The following is an 18,813-nucleotide window of genomic DNA, read 5'->3' as shown; positions in this document are numbered from 1 at the left end:
GAACCAGCCCCACGGCAGCTCCCCCCGACGATCAACTCGCCGAGCAGGACTACACCACCGCTAGATCAATTGCTACGACCGGTTGAGGGCAGGCAATATTAAGCCGTGGCGAGCTCGCGAGTATGACCTGGGACTGCGGCGCCGAGATGGCCTGCCATGCCGCTCTGGCCGTGGCCGCCGCCATCGAGGTGTACTTCGCCCACCCGCACTCCCGGAAACATGCGGCCATCGAGCCCATCAGCTCATCCGGACATCGCCTGACCGCCTCGGCCTCTACGATGGCGGCCGCAGCCGCTCGCGTTCTTTGTGGCACTCAATCAAATCCACAACAGGCCGGCCGTCTTCACGGGACGCTCTGATTGACTCGCTGTAGATGGCATCGGGAGGCAATGCCCCCTGTTGTCGTCGCCTCACTACTTCATGCAGTGTTCTTCTCTTTGCTGTCGCGCCAAAGGGAAGAGGGGTGGATGGATGACCCGGCGATCAAGCCTGGTGTGACGACGTGGCCGCGGTCGGTTAATGTGATTCGATGTTTTCGGTCGACCGGTCAGTGCGTTCGGGTATCGTTCGTGGTTGACCGGTAGGGTGACATAAGGAGTTCGGTATGGCGCAGAAAGTACAGATTATTCTGACCGACGATGTCGATGGCGGCGAGGCTGCCGAGACGGTGTCGTTCGGTATCGACGGTGCGGCATATGAAATCGACCTCAGTGAGGCCAACGCTGCCAGGCTTCGCGCGGCCCTGCACCCGTTCATGGGCGGCGGGCGGCGCCTGAAGGCGGTCAAAGGCGGGAAGGCAACCGGCCGCGGAGCCGCCGGCGCTTCCTCTGACCGGGGACGGTCGGGCGACATCCGGGCATGGGCCAGGGAGCAGGGCATCGCGGTCAACGACCGCGGCCGTATCCCAGCCGACGTGATCGAGCAGTACCAGGCCGCTCACTGAGCAGCCCGCTCCCACTCGCCAGGGTCTCTGTGGCCGCGGTCAGGCGGTACGGCGCAAAGCCGCACTGAAACGCTCCGGGTCGGGTGGAGGGGTTGGTGTGCCCCGGGTTGCTTCACCGGAGCGGCGTCCTAGCGTCTAAGGGTTCAAGTTACAGGATTTGATATCTGTAACCTGTTGGCTTAGTGTTTCCCGTATGGAGCGGAGAACACTCGATGCCAATGTCTGTGCGGGGGCGGTCGGGCTCGGCTGGTCAGGCATGTCCGGCGCGGATGGACACAGCGCCGACGAGCAGAGCATTGCGACACTTCATGGCGCGCTCAACGCCGGGATGACGTTCACCGGCACCGCCGACCACCAGGGGATGGGCCATCGCGGGGCCACGGTCGCACAGCTGGCGATCGCATGGGTGCTCGCGCAGGGGCGCGTGCACCGAGACATCGTCGCGTTGGTCGGGGCCGGCCGACCGCGCCGCAGCGCCGAGACGGCCTCGGCCGCCGGCCTGCGGCTGACCCAGGACGACCTGGACGTGATCGAGCAGGCCGTCCCGCGAGGGGCCGTCGCCGGAGAACGCCATGCCCCTGCTCTGCTCGCGCTCCTGGACAGCGAGCGAACAGGAAGCAGGCACTGATGCGGGCCCGGACCCCGCTGGACGCGAACACCATTCTGGCGGCCACCGAGGAGATCCTGCGCCGCCACGGGCCGGACAAGGCGACGGTCGTCGACGTCGCCCGGGCCCTGGGGGTCAGCCACGCCGCCGTCTACAAGCACTTCGCCTCCAAGCAGGTGCTGCGGGAGGCCGTGACCCGACGCTGGCTCGACCACAACCGCGACACCCTCGCCGTCATCGCGGCCGACCGTGCGGTCCCGCCCGCGCAACGACTGCGTGCCTGGCTGCACGCCGTCCTGGCCGTGAAGCAGGCCAAGATCCGCCAGGACCCGGAGCTGTTCGCCGCCTACGGAATCCTCGCGGCCGCGCACAGCAGCGTCGCCACCGACCATGTAGCCGACCTCATGGGCCAGCTGGCGGCCATCATCGCCCACGGCGCCGCCGACGGCAGCTTCCGCACCGACGACCCGGAGGCCACCGCCCGCGTGGTCTTCACCGCCACCGCCAAGTTCAACCACCTCGCCCATGCCTCCGAATGGCAGGACCCCGGCATCGGCGCCGAACTCGACGAGGTGTGCAGCCTGCTGCTCGAGGGACTGCGCGCCCCCGCACCGCCATGACCGGGCCGGGTCGAGTAGACGCCGCGGTCGCCGTCAGCGGCGCGATCGGTCCCGCCCACCAGCATCCGGCCGGCAACGAACGAGGAGTGACGAACAATCATGGTTCAAGCGATCGCAGTGACCCGGCCAGGCGGACCGAACGCCCTTGAAGAGCTCGACCTGGCGGCGGAACCGATCGGTCCCGGCCAGGTCAGGATCCGGGTCACCAGCGCCACGGTGAACCCGGTCGACGCGGTGATCCGTTCACGTCCGCGGCAGGATGAGGCGGACGCGGTGCGGGTGCCGGGCATGGAGGTCGCCGGCGTGATCACCGACATCGGCCCCGCCGTCGAGCGCCCGTTCACGATCGGGGACGCCGTCATGGCCATCGTGGTGCCCTCGGGCGAGCACGGCGGCTACCGGGCGGACCTGGTCGTGCCGGCGCGGTCGGTCGCGAAGATCCCGGCCGGGCTCTCCGACGTCCAGGCCGCGACCATCCCGATGAACGGGCTCACCGCCCAACTCGCGCTCGACACGCTGGCGCTGCCGGCCGGCGCGACGGTCGCCGTCACCGGCGCCGCCGGCGCCGTCGGCGGGTACTTCGTCCAGCTCGCCAAGCAGGCCGGGCTGGTCGTCGTGGCCGACGCCGCCCGGCAGGACGAGGCCTTCGTCCGCGACTGCGGAGCCGACCAGGTCGTGCCGCGGGGGGACGGCTTCGCCGCGACGGTCCGCCGCCACCACCCCGGCGGCGTCGACGGGCTCCTCGACGCCGCCGCGCTGGAGGCCGCCGCGCTCCCCGCGGCCAAGGACGGCGGCACCGTCGTCACCGTCCGCGGCTACCGGGGCGACGGCACCGACCGGGTCCGCGTCGCCCCGATCTTCGTCCGCGACTACGCCACGGCCGCAGCCGCACTCGACCGGCTCGCCGAACTCGCCGGCGATGGACGGCTCACCATCCGCGTCGCCGGTCGACTGCCCGCCCTCGCGGCCGCCGACGCGCACCGCTCGCTCGAGCGACGCGGCGTCCGCGGGCGTTTCGTGCTGCGGTTCGACTGACCTGTGGCTGCCACGTGCCGGACCGCGGGCGTACCGGCGTGTTCAGCCGATCTCCGCCGTGCGAGTCCGGCCCCCTCGCAAAGGTGCGATGAAGCCGAAACGGCGGTCCAGCTAACTTCACACCGAAGAGGCCACTGGTTCGAACCCAGTATCGCCCACCCCAGCTTTCCACAGGTCAGAGTGTTCTCTAAGCGTGATCGCGTGCGTCTCGATGACCTCTTCGTAGGCTCGGGAGCCGGTGAGGGAGCTTTGCGGAGTCCCGAAACGCTCACCCAGACGGTCGATCAACGGAACTGCCTCGTCCTGGGCGGCCGAGTTCGATGGCAGAAGCTGCACTGGCCGCCTTGAGAACCTCGTGGGCCCGTTCGGAGTGGGCGTTCTCGTTCGCATCGCTCCCGCTGTTTGCGCTAGGTCGAGAAGCGCAGATTCATATCACTTCACCGACCGGGGCCTCGGCGTCTGACGGGGGCCCGAATGGCGTGGGGCCAACCGATCAGGGGGCCGCCTTGACCACGTGGACGCTGTCCATTTCGCGGCAGCCGGCGGGCAGCGCACCGAACGCGTAGTCGCCTTCCGGGTTGACGGGCGGGGAGCGGAGCGCCGCCCGGCAGGCGTCGTCGCCCAGCGCCGCGATCATGGTGAAGGTGCGGCCGACGTCCGCGCTCCCCTGCCCGATCGGCCGTTTGCGGAAGCTCCAGTGGCCGTCGTGCACGGTGACGGGGGCGAGGGAGCCCGGGTAGTAGCTGCCGTTGTCCGCCAGGTCGAAGATGTGCAGCGTGAGGTGGCCGAGGCCGGTGGCCGTGCCGCTGAGCAGCACCCCCTGCTCGCCCGGCACCCGGGCCTGCTCGCCGGGCGAGGCTATCGTCACCTTGGGGCGGGCCGGTGCCGCGCGGCGCGAGGCGGGCGGCGGGCTCGCCGGGGCCTTGCGCGGCGGGCCGGTGAGGACGCGGCGGCTCGGTGACTCCGACGGCGATGCCGCCGCGCCCGGGGAGACGGTGGCGGACTGCGGCAGGCGCAGAGCCTGCGGTGGGGCGTGCGTCGGACGGTGGTCGCGGTCCGCCTTGAGCGCGGCCTGAAGGGCGAGCGAGGATGCGACGATCGTGCCGGTCGTCAGGGCGATCCACCCGACCAGGAACCCGCACCGCCGGGGCCGGTTCGGCACCTTGCGGTGCGTCGCCGGGCGATCTCGATGCGGTGACGGGGTCTCTTCCGGCATGGGAGCCTCCACCGTGCGAACGGACACAAGTGACGGTTTGTTTTAAGTTTGTTTACGCCTACTTGTGTTGTATCGTCAAGGGGGTGGTGGTTCAGGGCGCCACTTTGCGTACGCGGACACTGTCGCCCTCCCGGCATCCGGGAGGGAGCGTCCGGTAGACCACGTTGCCCTCACCGTTCGGCACTGCGGCGGCCAGGGTCCTCCCGCAGGCCGCGTCCGCGATGACGGCGATGGTCGTGAACACCTTCCCGACGTCCTGCGCGCCCGACCCGATGGTGCCGTTGTGGAACCGCCACCGGCCGGCGTGCACCGGAACCCGCCCCTCGTCCGCGACGTAGTAGAGCCCGTCCGGCGCGAGCTCGAAGATGCGCAGCCGGCTGCCGCCCAGGCCCGTGGCCGTCCCGGTCAGCGTGACGCCGGCCTGGCCGTGCACCTCGGTTCCCTGGGGCGGAGAGCTGATCGTGACGCGGGGCGGCGTCCGGCGGGGCTTCCGGGACGGCCTGGCGGGCGCGGCCGCGCGCGGGACGCGCCGCGGGGGCTGCGTCCGCGTCGGCGAAGGCGACGCCGCCGGGCTCCCGGTCGGGCCTGCCGGAGCCGAGGGAGGCGAGACCATGCCCGCCGCGCCCCCCGAACCGGCGACCGGCCCGCCCTCCTCGCGCGTCCCGCGCGCCGCCGACCCCGCGAGCGCCTGCGCGGCGACCACGACCACGCAGACCGCGACGCCGGCCCAGCCGAGCGCGTACCGGTAGCGGCGCGGGTCCCGCTCATTCGGCCGCCGGTGGGCGGGGCCGTCCGGCCGTCGTTTCCCGGGAGCTGAGCGCTGCGTCACCTGATCCTCCGAGTCGTGGGCGGCGGGGCGGGCGGACGATGCGGGCGGCGAGCCGGTCGGTCGCGAGCACCGCGCAGGCGACGGTGACGGCCGCGATCGCGCCCAGCGCCGTCCACGCGGTGCCGACGCCCCGCGACAGGTCGCCGTCCCGGACGGTCACCTCCACGATCGCCATGCCCTGCCGGCTGCGCGGGACGGGCTGGAGCAGCACGCCGCCCTCGCCGGTCCGCAGTTCCACGGCCCGCGCCTCCCGGCGCACCCGGTCCAGCGTGCGCGCCGGCACGGCCGACCGCCCGTAGCCGATCTGGCCGCCGTCGGGCAGCAGCACCCGCACCTGCTCGCCGCCCTCCGCGTTGACGTCGACGACCGCGTCGCGGGCGTCCGCGCCGGTCGCCACCAGGGGGGTGAGGTCGTTGGCGAGCCGCTGCGCGCCGGCGAGGGCGCGGCTGTGCGCCAGCTCCCGGGCCAGCACGAGCGACGGCACCAGCAGCGTCAGCGCGACCAGCGAGCTCACCGCGGCGGACAGCAGCACGAATCGGCCCCTCATGCCGGGATCTCCAGCTTGACCCCCACCCCGCGGACCGTGTGCAGGTAGCGGGGCGCGGCGGCGGTCTCCCCGAGCTTGCGGCGCAGCCACGACATGTGCACATCGATCGTCTGGTCGTTGCCGTAGGGCTGGCGCCACACCTGGGAGTGCAGCTCCGCGCGCGGGACGACCTCGCCGGGACGTGCCGCCAGGAACGCCAGCAGGTCGAACTCCCGCCGGGTCAGGTCCAGCGGGCGGCCCTCCAGGGACGCCTCGCGCCGGACGAGGTCGATCCGCAGCTCACCGGCGTGCAGCACGCTGGACTCGGCCTTGCCGCAGGCCCGGCGCAGCACCGAGCCGAGCCGCGCGTCCAGCTCGCCGATCGTGAACGGCTTGACCATGTAGTCGTCGGCGCCGGCATTGAGCAGCCGGATGATCTCCTCCTCGCCGTCCCTGGCGGTGACCACGACGACCGCGGCGTCGGATACGGCGCGGAGCATCTTCAGCAGCTCGTGCCCGTCCATGTCGGGGAGGCCGAGGTCCAGGACCACGACCTGCGGGGGACTCGCGTGGACTTCCTGAAGGGCGTGCCACGCACCCGCCACGCTGCGCACCGAGTGCCGCCGGTCGGACAGGTCCCTGACCATCGCGGTCCGCACCTCGTCGTCGTCCTCAACGATCAGTATTCGAGCCATTGCGTTCTCCCAGGGGTCGTTTCGCCGGCGTCCGGGCCGGGCGCCGTCCGTCCCGCCTACGGCGGGCGCGCCGGGGCGGGCCGGCCGGAACGGTGGACGTGCGCAGCCATACGCCGACGTGCGCGCCGCCCATGACCGACCGTCCGATCTGCATCTCACCGCCCGTGGACTCGGCGAGCCGGCGGACGATGTCGAGCCCGAGACCGGTGGAGCCGCCGCCGCTGCGGCCGCGCTCGGACATCGCCGCGGGGTCGGGGATGCCCGGCCCCGCGTCCGAGACGAGGATGCCCACGCGGTCCCGGCCGGCCTGGAGCGTCACGCCGAACGCGGTGCGCTCCGGGGTGTGGTGGAAGACGTTCCCGAGCAGCGCGTCGAGCGCCGCGGCCAACTCGCCGCGGCCGACCGGCACGGGCGCCGCGCCCTCCGGGGCGGACAGGTGCCACTTGCGTTCCTGGTCGTCGGCGAGCGCCGACCAGTAGCCGACCCGTTCCCGCACGACCTCCGCGGCGTCGCACCCGGCGGTCCCGTCCGGCGCGTCGCGCCCGCGGGCCAGCCGGATCACCGTGTCGATCTCCTGCTCCAGCCGGGCGAGCGCCAGGCGGGTCGGCCCCATCCGGCCGTCCTCGCCGAGCCGGTCGACGTTCAGCCGCAGCGCCGTCAGCGGCGTCCGCAACCGGTGTGACAGGTCCGCGGCCATCCGCCGCTCCGCGGCGATCTGCCGGCCCACCCGGTCGGCCATCGTGTTGAACGCGAATGCCGCCTCCCGCAGCTCGGGCGGGCCCTCGGGCCGGACCCGGACGCTCAGGTCGCCGCCGCCGAGCCGTCCGGCCGCCCGGCCGAGCCGGCGCGCCGCGCCGACCATCCGGGCGCCCATCCGATCGGCGGCGGCGACGGAGCACAGGACGAGCAGCAGGCCGACCGAGCCCATGACCGCCCAGGCGGCGAGGACGCCATCCGGCAGTTCGTCCTCGGGCACGCTCACCTGGACGACCGCCACGCCCTCGCGCGCCGGGACGGGCTGCAGCACGACCCGCTCCCCGGGCCGGTCCAGTTCCGTCGCCATGGCCTGGCTCCGCGCCGCGGCCAGTTCGCGGGACGGCACCAGGGAGCGCCCGCCGACCTCCGTGCCGTCCGGCAGCATGACCACGGCCCTGGCCCGCGTCCCTGCGGTGGCCTCGGCGAGCGCCCGGTCGATCGCGGCGCGGCCGGCCGACGCGGTGACCACCGGGACGAGCATGCCGATCCTGCGCTGCGCGTCGATGACCGTGCGGTCGTTCGCGAGCTGCCGGAGGATGAGCGCGGCCGGGACGAGGGTCGCCAGTGCGACCATCGAGGTCACCGCGAGTGAGACGAGGGCGAGTGTCCTGCGCATGGCCTACGCGCCCACCACCCGCAGCCCGGCCTGCTCGAAGTCCTCGGTGAGCCCGCGGTCGAGCCCTGCGTCGGTGATCAGCGTGTCGATCTCGGAGAGCCGGGCGAACCGCGCCAGGTAGTCGTTGCCGACCTTGGTGTGGTCGGCCAGCGCCACCGCGCGCCGTGCCGCCGCGACCATCGCCCGCTTCACCGACGCCTCTGCCGGGTCGGGAGTGGTGAACCCGCACTCCAGGGACAGGCCGTTGGTGCCCATGAACGCCACGTCCACGTGCAGCTCGGACAGCAGCCGCAGGTTCCAGTCGTCGACCGTCGCCAGCGTCCGCGGCCGGACCCGTCCGCCCAGCATGACCACGGTGAGGTTGGGGCGGTCGGCGAGTCGGGCCGCCAGCGGCGGAGAGTTGACCACCACGGTCAGCTCCCGGTCCGCGGGGAGCACCGCGGCCAGCCGCTCGGTCGTGGAACCGGCGTCGATGATCAGCGACCCCTCGTCCGGCAGCTCGGCCAGCGCCGCCTTGGCGATCCGCTCCTTCTCCTCGCGCATCACCGCGTCGCGGGCGGCCAGCGCGGGCTCGAAGCCCAGCCGCTCCACCGGGATGGCGCCGCCGTGCACCCGGCGGATCGCGCCCGCGCGCTCCAGGACGCGCAGGTCCCGGCGGATCGTCTCGCTCGTCACCGACAGGTCCTCGGCCAGCCGCACCACGTCCACCCGTCCCTCCGCTCGCGCTCGGCGCAGAATCTCGCCCTGCCGCTCCTCCGCGTACATGTGGGTTCGCTCCCGGTTTTGTTGGATTGTCATGTGCTTACGCCCGGATGTGGTCGTGGGTCAAGGGGGATGCGCATGCTCGGTCCCGACCGGGTGGTCCGCCGGGCCGCCCGGCCCCGCGAACCGAGGCACGACGCTCATCGTAAAGAGAAAAATGCAGGTACGCGCCATTTCTGAGCCGCCTTAAGCGTACTTATTGGAATATTGAGCAAGTTTTAGTGTCCGTTCTGTTGGCCTTCGGTAGACAAGGGCTCCAGCACGGTTCGGGATGGGCATCCGCCTGTCCGGCGCGGCGAAGGAGGCAGGAATGGGCAGGAGAGGGAAGAAGGCGGTCGCGGCAGGCGGGGCCGCGGTTCTGGGAGCGGGGGTGCTGGTGGGACTGTCCACCTTCGCCTGGGGCGACCTGCCGGAAGTGCCCGAGGAGGGCACGCAGGAATTCGTGGATATGCTGGCCGGCGTGTGCGGCTCGACCAAGGGCGAGATCGAGGGAATCAAGAAATACCGGTGGCACACCGGAAGCGGCGGCGATTGGTCGCCGGTCGAGGCCGACGGGTGTGAGTTCACCGTCAAGGAGGAGCGGACGGAGCAGAACGTCCACAAGAAATATCCGGGCGACTGGCGGTCGGCGAACGTCTGGAACTGCAGCCAGACGGAGGGCAACAAGGTCACCAAGCAGTACCAGGACACCAGAGTCGACCTGTACGACATCAACTGGAGCGTGGGCGCCTCGGTCAGCGCCGGCCTCTTCGACATCTTCACGGTCGGCTTCGAGGCGTCCACCGGGGGCGCCTACCAAACGGGCACCTGGATCTGGGAGGGCACCACGATCGACGTACTCCCCGGATACGTCGGCTGGCTGGAGAGCAGCCAGAACCTCAAGGTCGTCAAAGGCGACTTCAAGCTCAACTTCCCACACCGGCTCAGGGACCACTACTTCTGGTACCTGAACGACTTCGAGGTCAAGACGCCGACCGGTGAGGGCACCACCTTCGCCCAGTTCCGCCCGCTGACCGACGACGAGATCCGCCAGAACTGCCCCGAGTGGGACTGGTCGAAGCCCGACCCCCGCAAGAACGGGAACGGCGACAACGGCGGAGAGAACGGCGGCGGCGACGGTGGAGGGGAGAACAACGACCCGAAGATCCCCGCGTGGGAGGCGCAGAAGTACTACTCGCTCGGCGAGAAGGTGACGTTCGACGGAGTGACCTACGAGTGCATCCGCGCTCATCAGGCGGCCCCCGGCTGGGAGCCGGCCAAGACCCCCGACCTCTGGCGCCGCCTCTGACCCGCCCCAGCGGCGGTACGACGGCCTCGATGAGACGCGGGCCCGGTTCGGCGAGCGCCTGCCGAACCGGGCCGCAGGCTCCTCCGCCGTGTGGCCCCCGCGATGTCGGCACCCCCATCCCGGACGCCGGCGCAACGAAGTGGGGGCCGGGCGGGACAGGTCGTATGTCCGGCGTGACGCGGTCCCCTGCTCGGGTGGTGCCGGGACGGCACCGACCCGCGTCGTCCCGGCGGATCACGACCGCGGCCGACGAACCCCGGCGGAGCACTACGACCTCGGCCACGGATACTGCACCTGCGCGTGGTCGCCACCATCCCCCTCACCGACGACGAACAGGCCGCGGTCAGCGACGGACAAGCCGCCCTCGACCAGCTCTTGGACCGGCTGACGGACATGCCCACACCGGCCGGGCCGGCGCCCCGCCAACTCGGCGATTCGGCAGCCCAACGCTCTTGCCGATCGGTCGCCGTCAGGCAAGGAGGGCAGGCTTCCAACGGCCCGAGTGTCGGTAGCGGCTGACAAATTCCCCCCATGACCGGTGCATCCACACCCAGGCACTTCTCACCCCGATGGAGCGACGACTCTCGCACCGCCCCGCCAACGGTCGGGGACGAACGGGAGATCTTGAATTCGACCCTGGACTGGCAGCGGGAGACCTTCGAACTCAAATGCAGCGGCATCCCACCCCAGCGACTCTCCGACAGGGCCGTGCCGCCCTCCTCGCTGTCCCTGCACGGCCTGCTACGCCATCTAGCCGCCGCCGAGCGCTGGTGGTTCCGCATCCAGTTCGCCGGCGAGGACGTTCCGCTGCTCTACTACTCCGACGACGATCCCGACCAGGACTTCGACTCCCTGGACGGCGACGTCCAGGAGGCACTCGGCACCTGGCGAGCCGAGTCTGCGGTGCGGTCAGGCCTGGTCGTCCAGCAGGGCTCGGGTCCACAGGTCCTGTTGTGCCTCGATGTACTCGGCGTTGCTGCGCCAGATGTCGCCGTGGCCCTGCTGCCAGAGCCTCGTCCAGGGCTGGTTGCCGGCAGTGGCCTGTGCCCGCAGGAAGTCGTGCATGGACCGGGTCCGTCGGCCTAGAAGCGGGACCAGCTTGCGTCGTTGGTCTTCGTCCAGTTCGTAAGCGTCGACAAAAAGGCGTAGTCGAGCGGCAGCGTCGGTTCGCTGCCATGCCGGATCGGCGGACAAGGGGATGAAACTTTGGTAGGCGTAAGCGAAATCCCACAGGCGGGAGCCGGGTGCGGCGGTGTCCCAGTCGATAAAGACCCACTCGTCTTCACCGGCGATCAGGTTCCACGGTGCCAGGTCATGGTGAGCGATGATGTCGCAGGTATCGGGACGGATCAGCACCTGCCAGTGAGCGTCCGGCGGCGGCGTGAAGCTCTGCACGGCGTCATGGAAGTCCCGGATGAGCCGGGCGACACGCCTGATGCTCTCCGGCCCTTCCAACAGAGCGGAGCCATCGGGCCACACCCTCGTGCCGGGAACGAAGCTGAGCACCTCACAACCTTGCTCATCGATGCCCAAGGGGCGCGGCGCCGCCCGGAAACCAACCCCGTGAAGGTGGGTGAGCAACGCATGTACCGCTGGCGTCCAGGCCCCCGCAGGCCGACGGACGGTGTCTCCGATTCGGACCACACCAGCACTGACGTTGCCGCCGGGCAGCGGCTCCTCATCTGGCTCCACGTCGTTCAGTATGAGTGCGAGTTGCTCGTGGCCGGGGGCGTCCTGCCTGCCGACCTGGTCGCCCGCAACCGCCAGGTCGCCGAGGCCGCACTCCGGCCGTGGACCCCGGCCTTCACGCACGGCGACCTGCAGATCGCGCACGTCTTCGTCTGGGCAGCAGGTGCCCGCTGTTGGCGGCCTAGCGCGGCCACGGCGGCTGGTACCTGCGACTGGAGTTGAGCACCGGACGCCCTCCACACCGCCCGGCCGGAACTGATGGCCTCCTGGTTTCCCGGTTCAAGTCAGCGCTGGGCGTGATAGTCGAGGCAGACTTGGTAGTCGGGGAGAAGTCCCGCCTTCTGAACCTCGGCCAGGGACGGCGCGGCGGCGTCCTTCGCAGAAAGCACCGGGGGGACGTTCACCGGCCACTGGATACCCAGATCGACGTCCAGCGGATGCACGCCGTGCTCCCGATGAGGAGTGTACGGTTCCGAGCACAAATACAAGACCATGGTTTCGTCGGTCAGCGCCATGAAGCCGTGGCCCAGCCCCTCCGCGATATAGACGCAGGATCGGTTATCGGAGTCCAGTGTCACCGCCTCGTGCCGCCCGAACGAGGGGGAACCGGCCCGCAGGTCGACGACCACATCGAGGATCGCGCCCCGCACGCAGGTCACATATTTCGCTTGCCCCGGCGGGACATCGGCGAAATGCATTCCCCGCAGCACCCCCTTGGCCGACGTGGAGCAGTTCGCCTGCGCCAGCCTGAACGAAGACCCGGTTTGTTCCAGCAGGTCTTCCCGGAACCACTCGTTAAAGGAGCCCCGGTCGTCCCACTGCACACGGGGCGTGAACTGATAAGCGCCCTCAATCGTCAGAGGATCCACCAGACAAGTCTATCCGCCGACGCGCCCTGATCAACGCCATGTGCAGATTGATCTCAGTTCCGCATGGCGAAATCGGTTGCTCTTGTCGGCGAGGAGGCGGATGTCTTCCTTCTCCCGCCGGTGCGGGATCCTCCACTCCTTGAGTTGGGCGCTTGCGCGTTCGCCGGGTCCGCGGAGCTTGGCGCGCGGGGGTCCGGACGCGGTGGTTGTGGTGATCAACCTGTCTATCGGGGTTTTTTCACATCACCCGCTGAACGACCGCATCGCGATCATGCTGTGATCGGTGCCCGCTCGGGACGGATGAAAAAGGGTCACTCTCCCTGTCAAAAGGTGCTGTGCGTCCTGCCCCAGGGGGCGCGAGGCGGCATTTCACCAAGGAGCGCAAGGGCGAGATCGTCCGCATGGTCTTGGACGGCCCACGCCCCATCGCCCACGTTGCGCGTGAGGTCGGGATCCACGTCGGGGGCGAATCGAAGGGAGGGCGGCGCCCGGCCGGGTGTTCCCGGCCGGGCACGGTGTGCGCCTCAGGTTTCGGCCGGGCGGACGGCCGGTGCCTTGACAGTCCGCCTGCGGGTCTCGACGCCGAACACCGCGACGACGAAGACCGCGATCAGCAGCGGGACCGCGCCGAGCAGCGCGGTGGCGTTGATGGACGGGACCGTCGCGCCGAGCACCAGGACGATCGTGACGACGACGCCGCCGAGCTTGCCCACGCCCGCCGACAGTCCGGAGCCGCGCGAGCGGATCCGCGTCGGGTAGATCTCCGAGCTGTAGGCGGCCAGCACCGCGGCGATCGTGGCGGTTCCGACGATCGGGCCGGCCAGCAGGACGTACAGCCAGGTCCGGTCGTGGGCGAGGGTCTCGCCGGAGAACGAGAAGGCGGCCAGCGCCACGGTCACCAGCGCGGTCAGCACGATGATCGTCTTCTTGGCGCTCCACAGCCCGTACATGGCGGCGGCGATGAACACCAGCGGAAGCCCCAGTAGGGAGGAGTCGCGGAGCGCCGCGTCTGCGGTCTTCTGGGCCAGACCGAGCTTCTGCAGGTTCGACGGGATCCAGAGCTGGAACCCGTAGGTCACCAGCCCGATGCCCAGCCCCAGCACCACGACCGCGAGGCTGAGCCCGGCGAACGGCGGCCGGAACAGCGGGGTGAAACCGGCGCCGTGTGCGGCCTTCTTGAGCTCCTCGACCGGGCCGGCCGTGGGACCGGGCTCCGCCTCGGGCAGCACGTGCTCCTCGATCGCGCCGTACCGGGTCATGATCGCGCGGGCCTCGTCCTCGCGGCCGTGCGCCAGCAGGAACCGCGGCGACTCGGGGATCCAGTGGTTCAGCGCGATCAGCAGCACGCCCGTCGGCATTCCCAGCAGCCACAGGATCCGCCACGAGTAGTGCGGCACCAGCGCCGAGGACAGCGAGCTGGTGAAGATGTAGGCCAGCGCCAGGTTCCCGCCGATCAGCACCATCACCCAGCCGCGGTGCCGGCCCGGGATCATCTCCGCCAGCAGCGAGAACGTGATGGGCAGCATGCCGCCCGCGGCGAGCCCCATCAGCAGGCACATCGCCAGGTTCCACGCGAACGACGGCATCGTCCCGCAGATCGCGGTGGTCACGAACATCACGCCGGCCAGCAGGATGGACGAGCGGCGCCCGATGTGGTCGCCGAGCCAGCCCCACAGGAACGAGCCGATCACCGTCCCGGTCAGGCCGAACAGCGGCAGCAGCGCCACCGGCCAGTGCCCGGCGGGGTTCAGCGCCGACTTGAGCCCGTACTCCTTGCCCATCCCCGGCGCCACGAACGACAGGGTGATCGGCTTCATCGCGTCGATGGTGACCGCGGTCGTCATCACGACGACCAGCCCGATGTGGGCGGGCCGGAACGGCGCGTCGTACGCCGCGCGCACGCGCACCTCGTCGTCGAGCCGGGAGGCGGCGAGGCCGCGCGGGATGAGCCCATAGGCGGTCAGGGCCATGCCGGCCAGGATGAGCGCCATCCCGGTGAGCATGGTGGCGTCCATCTCCATGCCGCGCATGTTGTAGTGCATGTCCGCCGAGTCGAGGTACATCGGCAGGTGCAGGGCCACGCCCGCGATGCAGGCGATGAACCCGGTCCAGAAGGCGGGGGGATGGGCGAAGGCGATACCCCCCACGGGCCGTGTTCGCATCAGTGCGTCCTCACGAGTGTCGGCTGCTTCGGAGGGGGCCTCCGATGGAGAGGATTTTCGTGAGGCCGGGGACGGCCTGTCTTCTTCTTGGTTGCTCTCCCCGCGGAGCCGGGCGCCCTGCCGTGCCTAGAGGGGTATGTTGGCGTGCTTGCGCGGCTCCGCGATCTCCCGCTTGCCGCGCAGCGCAGCCAGGCCCCGTGCGAGGGCGGCGCGCGTGTCGGCCGGGTCGATGACGTCGTCGACGAGGCCGTGCTCGGCCGCGAAGTACGGGTGCGTGAGGCGCTCGGCGTACCGGGTCATCAGGACGCCGCGCAGCGCGCCCGGGTCGGCGGCGGCGGCGAGTTCCCGGCGGTGCACGACGTTCACGGCGGCCTCCGCGCCCATCACCGCGATCTCGTTGGTGGGCCAGGCGAGCGACAGGTCGGCGCCGATCGAGCGGGAGTCCATCACGATGTACGCGCCGCCGTACGCCTTGCGCAGGATCACCTGGATCCGCGGCACCGTCGCCTCGCAGTAGGCGTGCAGCAGCTTCGCGCCGTGCCGGATGACGCCCGCGTGCTCCTGGTCGACGCCGGGCAGGAACCCGGGCACGTCGACGAGCGTCACCAGGGGGACGCCGAACGCATCGCAGAAACGGACGAACCGGGCGGCCTTCTGGGAGGCCGCGGCGTCCAGCACGCCGGCCAGCACCATCGGCTGGTTGCCGACCAGGCCCACCACCTCGCCGTCGATGCGCGCCAGCGCGCAGATGACGTTGCCCGCCCAGCCCTCGTGGAACTCCATGAACTCGCCGTCGTCGGCGATCTCGGCGATGACGGCGCGCATGTCGTACGGGCGGTTCGGCTCGACCGGGACGAGCTCCGCCAGCCGCGGCCGCACGTCGGCCGCGGCGCTCCGCGCGGCCGCGGCGGGCGGCGGCTCCAGGTAGTTCGACGGCAGCAGCGACAGCAGGTACCGGACGTCGTCCAGGCAGCTCTCCTCGTCGTCGTGCACGAACGTCGCCACCCCGGACCGGGCGCCGTGCACCTCGGCGCCGCCCAGCTCGGCGTGGGTGACCCGCCGGCCGCTGACCGCTTCGACGACGTCCGGGCCGGTCAGGTACATCTGCGCGGTGCCGCGGACCATGAACGTCACGTCGGCGAGGGCGGGGGAGTAGGCGGCGCCGCCCGCGCACGGGCCGAGCACCACGCTGATCTGCGGGATGACGCCGGACGCGCGGACCTGGCGGCGGAAGATGCCGCCGTAGCCGTCGAGGGCCAGCACGCCCTCCTGGATGCGGGCGCCGCCGCTGTCGTTCAGCCCGATGAGCGGCGCGCCGTTCGCCAGCGCCAGGTCCATCACCTTGTGGATCTTGGCGGCGTGGGCGGCGCCGAGGGACCCGCCGGACAGCGTGAAGTCCTGCGAGTAGACGAAGACCGTGCGGCCGTCGACGGTGCCGGATCCGGTCACCACTCCGTCGGTGCGGGGGCCCGCCGGTTCGTCCGGGCCTTCGGAGCGGCGGCGGAACATACCCATTTCCATGAACGAGCCGGGGTCGAGCAGCAGATCGAGCCGTTCCCGCGCGGTCCGCTTGCCGAGCGCGTGCTGGCGCTCGACGGCCGGAGCGCGGCCGGCGAGGGTCTCGGCGCGCAGTTCGTCGCGGTCCCGCCGCAGCCCGGCCATCGACCGTGGGGCCGGTTCGGCGACCACCGCGGGCAGGCGGGCGCCGCGCGGCCGCGGCCGCGGCCGCGGTACCGGAACCGGAACGAAGTCGGCCTCGGATGCGCTCACGAACTCCCCTTCCTCGGTGCGTTCCCGCCATTTCCCGGGGCGGGGTGCGACCTCTCCATTGTTCGGCAGGCCAATCCTCGTGTCTTCTCCGATTTTGCCGTTGGAACGTGATAAGCCGGGAATAGAGAAAATAACACTGTCATTTTATTTGGCCGGGTATTCGAGGGCCGGCCGCGGGGAAAGGCCGCGCCGCGCCGCCCGCGTCCGGCGGTCGGGCCGGATGCGGCAGCAAACCGGGAGATGAAGGGCGCGCGGGCCGCGGCGCACACTGCGGTGGACGTCACCGCCGTTGAGGAGTGCCCCATGTCCACGATCATCGGCTCGCTGCGCAGGCTCGTCATGGCCCCGTCCCTCGCTGAGGTGGGCTTCGCCGAGCGCGGCTTCCCCGTCACCCCGTCCGAGCGGGTGCTCGCCCTGGAGGCGATACCGCAGGCCGTGGTCTGCGGCTTCGAATGGGGCATCGACGCCCGCGACCAGTGGGAGGTCGAGCGGCGGCTCGCCCTGGTCTCGCCGGAGCAGCGCGGCTTCGCCTACGAGGGCGCGACCATGGCGTTCACCGTGCTGGACGCGATGGGACCGCGCCGCGGGCACCGCACCCGCGACCTGCTGCTCGGACCCGGGCGCCCGCACATCTTCCTCGCCTACATCGGGATCGGGTTCGCGATGGCGCGGCTGCCGCGCGTCCTGTGGCGCAAGGTCCTGCCCGACCTCGCCGGGTCGCCGTACCACCCGACGATGAGCTGGCTCGCCGTGGACGGGCTCGGCTTCGACCGCGCCTACTTCGACACCCGCCGCTGGGTGGACGCGCAGGAAGTGCCCGCGCCCTACCCCTGGCTGGGCCGGTCCGACTACTTCCCGCGCGCCTTCGACCAGGGCGTCGGACGCGCCCTGTGGTTCGTCCACGGGGGTGCGCCGGACGCCGTCGCCGCCGCGGTGGGACGGTTCGCCGAGCGGCGCCGCGCCGACCTGTGGAGCGGCGCCGGGCTCGCCGCGACCTTCGCGGGCGGTTGCGACCCGGCCGGCTACGCCGCCCTGCGCGGCCACGCCGGCGAGCACGCTGCCGCGCTCGCGCAGGGCGCCGTGTTCGCCGCGAAGGCGCGCTGCCACGCCGGGTTCGTGCCCGGCCACACCCGCGAGGCGCTGCGGGCGATCACGGGCCTGACGGCCGAGGCGGCCGACCGGCTCGCCGACGACGCCGCCGTGGACCCGGACGCGCAGGGCGAGCCCGCGTACGAGCTCTGGCGCGCGAACGTGCGCGACCGGCTCGGCCCGCGCCTGCCTCGGGATTAGCGGTGCCCGGGTGCCGCGCCCGCCCCTGAGCACGACCGGAGTGGACGGCGCCCGCCGGACCGGCCAATTCTGGAATCAAACGAACCGGCGAATCCAGGTGCTGAATTGAATGGTTCACTGAGAAGGCTCCGCAGCAGGATCCTGACCCCGAGCATTTCGGCCACGAAAATGTCGGTGCGCGGTTTCAGGGTCAAGGACTACGAATCCCAGGCCGTGCTGGAGACCATCGGCCGCACATTCCTCACCGGCTACGCGGCCGCGACCCGTGTCCCCTCCACGGGCGAGGTCGCCGCGGAACTCGCGGACGTCCCGACCCGGTTCCGCGGGTTCGCCTACGAGGGCGCCGCGATGGGGCTCGCGATGCTGGACGGCCTCCCCGGCGGCGGGAACCGGCGGGTCGCCGAGTTCCTCGACGGCGCCGGGCGCGACCACGTCTACATGGTCTACGTGGGCGTCGGCTGGGCCGCGGCCCGGCTGCCCGGGTTCCGGCGGTCGAGGCTCGCCGCCCCGGACCCGCTGCTGCGCTGGCTGGCGCTGGACGGCTACGGCTTCCACCAGGCGTACTTCCGCACCGGACGGTACGTCGACGGGCAGGCCGTGGACCCGGTGTCCTGGCCCGTCCACGGCGCACCCTACGCCGGCCGTGCCGTCGACCAGGGGATCGGCCGGGCCCTGTGGTTCGTCTGCGGCACCGACCCGCGCCTGGTCGCCGACCGGATCGAGGCGTTCGCCGAGGACCGCCGCGGCGACCTGTACTCCGGCGCCGGACTCGCCGCCGGCTACGCGGGCGGCGCCGACGAGAAGGAGCTGCGCGTGCTCCGGGAGCGGGCCGGCCGGTACCGCCCGGAGCTCGCCCAGGGCTGCGCGTTCGCCGCCGAGGCCCGGCTGCGCGCCGACCTGCTCGTCCCGCACGTCGAGCTCGCCACCGAGGTGCTCTGCTCCACGACGCCGCAGGAGGCGGCGCGGGTCTGCACCGAGCGGATGCCGGCGCGGCCCGCGGACCCCGCGGCGGACGCCCGCGCGGAGGTCCCCGCCTACGAGGCGTGGCGGCGCGACATCGCCGCGGCGCTCGTCCCCGGTCAGGACTGACCCCTACTCCACGACCACCGCGCCGGTTTCGCTCCTGCCGCGTGCCGGCGA

The 18,813-nt window shown here is 71.5% G+C and carries 17 protein-coding genes and 1 pseudogene; 8 read left to right on the top strand and 10 right to left on the bottom strand.

All coding sequences use genetic code 11. The annotated features are described in order from the left end of the window. The first annotated feature begins 604 nt into the window (after positions 1 to 604). The 4 genes from AB0C21_RS28350 to AB0C21_RS28335 all read left to right on the top strand — a co-directional run bounded on the left by AB0C21_RS28350 (position 605) and on the right by AB0C21_RS28335 (position 3,205). Positions 605 to 943: a histone-like nucleoid-structuring protein Lsr2 gene (locus AB0C21_RS28350; protein WP_500208282.1), complete on the top strand. Its 339-nt coding sequence runs from the start codon at positions 605 to 607 to the stop codon at positions 941 to 943. A gap of 193 nt (positions 944 to 1,136) precedes the next feature. Then, positions 1,137 to 1,571: a hypothetical protein gene (locus tag AB0C21_RS28345; RefSeq protein WP_500208281.1), complete on the top strand. Its 435-nt coding sequence runs from the start codon at positions 1,137 to 1,139 to the stop codon at positions 1,569 to 1,571. Beyond that, complete coding sequence (locus tag AB0C21_RS28340; protein WP_500208279.1) at positions 1,571 to 2,170, top strand: TetR/AcrR family transcriptional regulator; 600 nt, start codon at positions 1,571 to 1,573, stop codon at positions 2,168 to 2,170. Before AB0C21_RS28345 ends, AB0C21_RS28340 begins: the two co-directional genes overlap by 1 nt. Positions 2,171 to 2,269: 99 nt before the next feature. Then, positions 2,270 to 3,205, top strand: coding sequence for an NADP-dependent oxidoreductase (locus AB0C21_RS28335; protein ID WP_500208278.1), 936 nt, complete (start codon positions 2,270 to 2,272; stop codon positions 3,203 to 3,205). Between the two features lie 493 nt (positions 3,206 to 3,698). Here AB0C21_RS28335 and AB0C21_RS28330 read toward each other — a convergent pair whose 3' ends face one another. From AB0C21_RS28330 to AB0C21_RS28305, 6 genes are all read right to left on the bottom strand, one after another. Further along, entirely contained in the window at positions 3,699 to 4,421 is a 723-nt protein-coding gene (locus AB0C21_RS28330; RefSeq protein WP_500208277.1) for a hypothetical protein, read from the bottom strand. Between the two features lie 91 nt (positions 4,422 to 4,512). Continuing rightward, complete coding sequence (locus AB0C21_RS28325; protein ID WP_500208275.1) at positions 4,513 to 5,250, bottom strand: hypothetical protein; 738 nt, start codon at positions 5,248 to 5,250, stop codon at positions 4,513 to 4,515. Then, the gene (locus AB0C21_RS28320; RefSeq protein WP_500208274.1) at positions 5,186 to 5,797 is read right to left on the bottom strand and encodes a hypothetical protein; all 612 of its coding nucleotides are present in this window, start codon (positions 5,795 to 5,797) and stop codon (positions 5,186 to 5,188) included. The genes AB0C21_RS28325 and AB0C21_RS28320 overlap by 65 nt, the downstream gene beginning before the upstream one ends. After that, complete coding sequence (locus AB0C21_RS28315) at positions 5,794 to 6,471, bottom strand: response regulator transcription factor (RefSeq protein ID WP_500208273.1); 678 nt, start codon at positions 6,469 to 6,471, stop codon at positions 5,794 to 5,796. The genes AB0C21_RS28320 and AB0C21_RS28315 overlap by 4 nt, the downstream gene beginning before the upstream one ends. After that, positions 6,449 to 7,843: a sensor histidine kinase gene (locus AB0C21_RS28310; protein ID WP_500208271.1), complete on the bottom strand. Its 1,395-nt coding sequence runs from the start codon at positions 7,841 to 7,843 to the stop codon at positions 6,449 to 6,451. The genes AB0C21_RS28315 and AB0C21_RS28310 overlap by 23 nt, the downstream gene beginning before the upstream one ends. A 3-nt stretch (positions 7,844 to 7,846) precedes the next feature. Next, positions 7,847 to 8,608 (bottom strand): DeoR/GlpR family DNA-binding transcription regulator, encoded by a 762-nt coding sequence (locus tag AB0C21_RS28305; protein ID WP_500208289.1) that lies wholly within the window; start codon positions 8,606 to 8,608, stop codon positions 7,847 to 7,849. 307 nt (positions 8,609 to 8,915) lie between these two features. On the opposite strand from AB0C21_RS28305, the gene AB0C21_RS28300 reads away from it, so the two are divergent. Continuing rightward, positions 8,916 to 9,893, top strand: a complete 978-nt coding sequence (locus tag AB0C21_RS28300; protein ID WP_500208270.1) for a carbohydrate-binding protein — start codon at positions 8,916 to 8,918, stop codon at positions 9,891 to 9,893. Positions 9,894 to 10,424: 531 nt separating this feature from the next. After that, positions 10,425 to 10,784 (top strand): annotated as a pseudogene (locus AB0C21_RS28295) (mycothiol transferase); the annotation flags it as partial. 18 nt (positions 10,785 to 10,802) lie between these two features. Here AB0C21_RS28295 and AB0C21_RS28290 read toward each other — a convergent pair. From AB0C21_RS28290 to AB0C21_RS28275, 4 genes are all read right to left on the bottom strand, one after another. Then, the gene (locus AB0C21_RS28290) at positions 10,803 to 11,726 is read right to left on the bottom strand and encodes a phosphotransferase enzyme family protein (protein WP_500208268.1); all 924 of its coding nucleotides are present in this window, start codon (positions 11,724 to 11,726) and stop codon (positions 10,803 to 10,805) included. 140 nt (positions 11,727 to 11,866) lie between these two features. Further along, positions 11,867 to 12,451, bottom strand: coding sequence for a dTDP-4-dehydrorhamnose 3,5-epimerase (gene rfbC / locus AB0C21_RS28285; RefSeq protein ID WP_500208267.1), 585 nt, complete (start codon positions 12,449 to 12,451; stop codon positions 11,867 to 11,869). A gap of 524 nt (positions 12,452 to 12,975) precedes the next feature. Next, complete coding sequence (locus tag AB0C21_RS28280) at positions 12,976 to 14,613, bottom strand: MFS transporter (RefSeq protein WP_500208265.1); 1,638 nt, start codon at positions 14,611 to 14,613, stop codon at positions 12,976 to 12,978. 126 nt (positions 14,614 to 14,739) lie between these two features. Beyond that, positions 14,740 to 16,383 carry an acyl-CoA carboxylase subunit beta gene (locus tag AB0C21_RS28275; protein ID WP_500208264.1) on the bottom strand — a complete coding sequence of 548 codons (1,644 nt, stop codon included), beginning with the start codon at positions 16,381 to 16,383 and terminating at the stop codon, positions 14,740 to 14,742. Positions 16,384 to 16,686: 303 nt separating this feature from the next. Between AB0C21_RS28275 and AB0C21_RS28270 the strand changes: the two genes are divergently transcribed. Both AB0C21_RS28270 and AB0C21_RS28265 read left to right on the top strand, forming a co-directional pair. Next, complete coding sequence (locus AB0C21_RS28270) at positions 16,687 to 17,673, top strand: DUF1702 family protein (protein WP_500208263.1); 987 nt, start codon at positions 16,687 to 16,689, stop codon at positions 17,671 to 17,673. Between the two features lie 105 nt (positions 17,674 to 17,778). Continuing rightward, positions 17,779 to 18,762 (top strand): DUF1702 family protein, encoded by a 984-nt coding sequence (locus tag AB0C21_RS28265; RefSeq protein WP_500208262.1) that lies wholly within the window; start codon positions 17,779 to 17,781, stop codon positions 18,760 to 18,762. Positions 18,763 to 18,813 lie beyond the last annotated feature (51 nt).

This window comes from Spirillospora sp. NPDC049024 (assembly GCF_040649235.1).
GTDB lineage: Bacteria > Actinomycetota > Actinomycetes > Streptosporangiales > Streptosporangiaceae > Spirillospora.
Note: the sequence above shows the minus strand (reverse complement) of the source record. Positions and strands in the feature narration are given on the sequence as shown.

What these genes read in the sequence shown, in the direction of transcription:
- AB0C21_RS28350 (WP_500208282.1), top strand. Translation starts at nt 605, where the DNA reads ATGGCGCAGAAAGTACAGATTATTCTGACCGACGATGTCGATGGCGGC.
- AB0C21_RS28345 (WP_500208281.1), top strand. Translation starts at nt 1,137, where the DNA reads ATGGAGCGGAGAACACTCGATGCCAATGTCTGTGCGGGGGCGGTCGGG.
- AB0C21_RS28340 (WP_500208279.1), top strand. Translation starts at nt 1,571, where the DNA reads ATGCGGGCCCGGACCCCGCTGGACGCGAACACCATTCTGGCGGCCACC.
- AB0C21_RS28335 (WP_500208278.1), top strand. Translation starts at nt 2,270, where the DNA reads ATGGTTCAAGCGATCGCAGTGACCCGGCCAGGCGGACCGAACGCCCTT.
- AB0C21_RS28330 (WP_500208277.1), bottom strand. Translation starts at nt 4,421, where the DNA reads ATGCCGGAAGAGACCCCGTCACCGCATCGAGATCGCCCGGCGACGCAC.
- AB0C21_RS28320 (WP_500208274.1), bottom strand. Translation starts at nt 5,797, where the DNA reads ATGAGGGGCCGATTCGTGCTGCTGTCCGCCGCGGTGAGCTCGCTGGTC.
- AB0C21_RS28315 (WP_500208273.1), bottom strand. Translation starts at nt 6,471, where the DNA reads ATGGCTCGAATACTGATCGTTGAGGACGACGACGAGGTGCGGACCGCG.
- AB0C21_RS28310 (WP_500208271.1), bottom strand. Translation starts at nt 7,843, where the DNA reads ATGCGCAGGACACTCGCCCTCGTCTCACTCGCGGTGACCTCGATGGTC.
- AB0C21_RS28305 (WP_500208289.1), bottom strand. Translation starts at nt 8,608, where the DNA reads ATGTACGCGGAGGAGCGGCAGGGCGAGATTCTGCGCCGAGCGCGAGCG.
- AB0C21_RS28300 (WP_500208270.1), top strand. Translation starts at nt 8,916, where the DNA reads ATGGGCAGGAGAGGGAAGAAGGCGGTCGCGGCAGGCGGGGCCGCGGTT.
- AB0C21_RS28280 (WP_500208265.1), bottom strand. Translation starts at nt 14,613, where the DNA reads ATGCGAACACGGCCCGTGGGGGGTATCGCCTTCGCCCATCCCCCCGCC.
- AB0C21_RS28270 (WP_500208263.1), top strand. Translation starts at nt 16,687, where the DNA reads ATGTCCACGATCATCGGCTCGCTGCGCAGGCTCGTCATGGCCCCGTCC.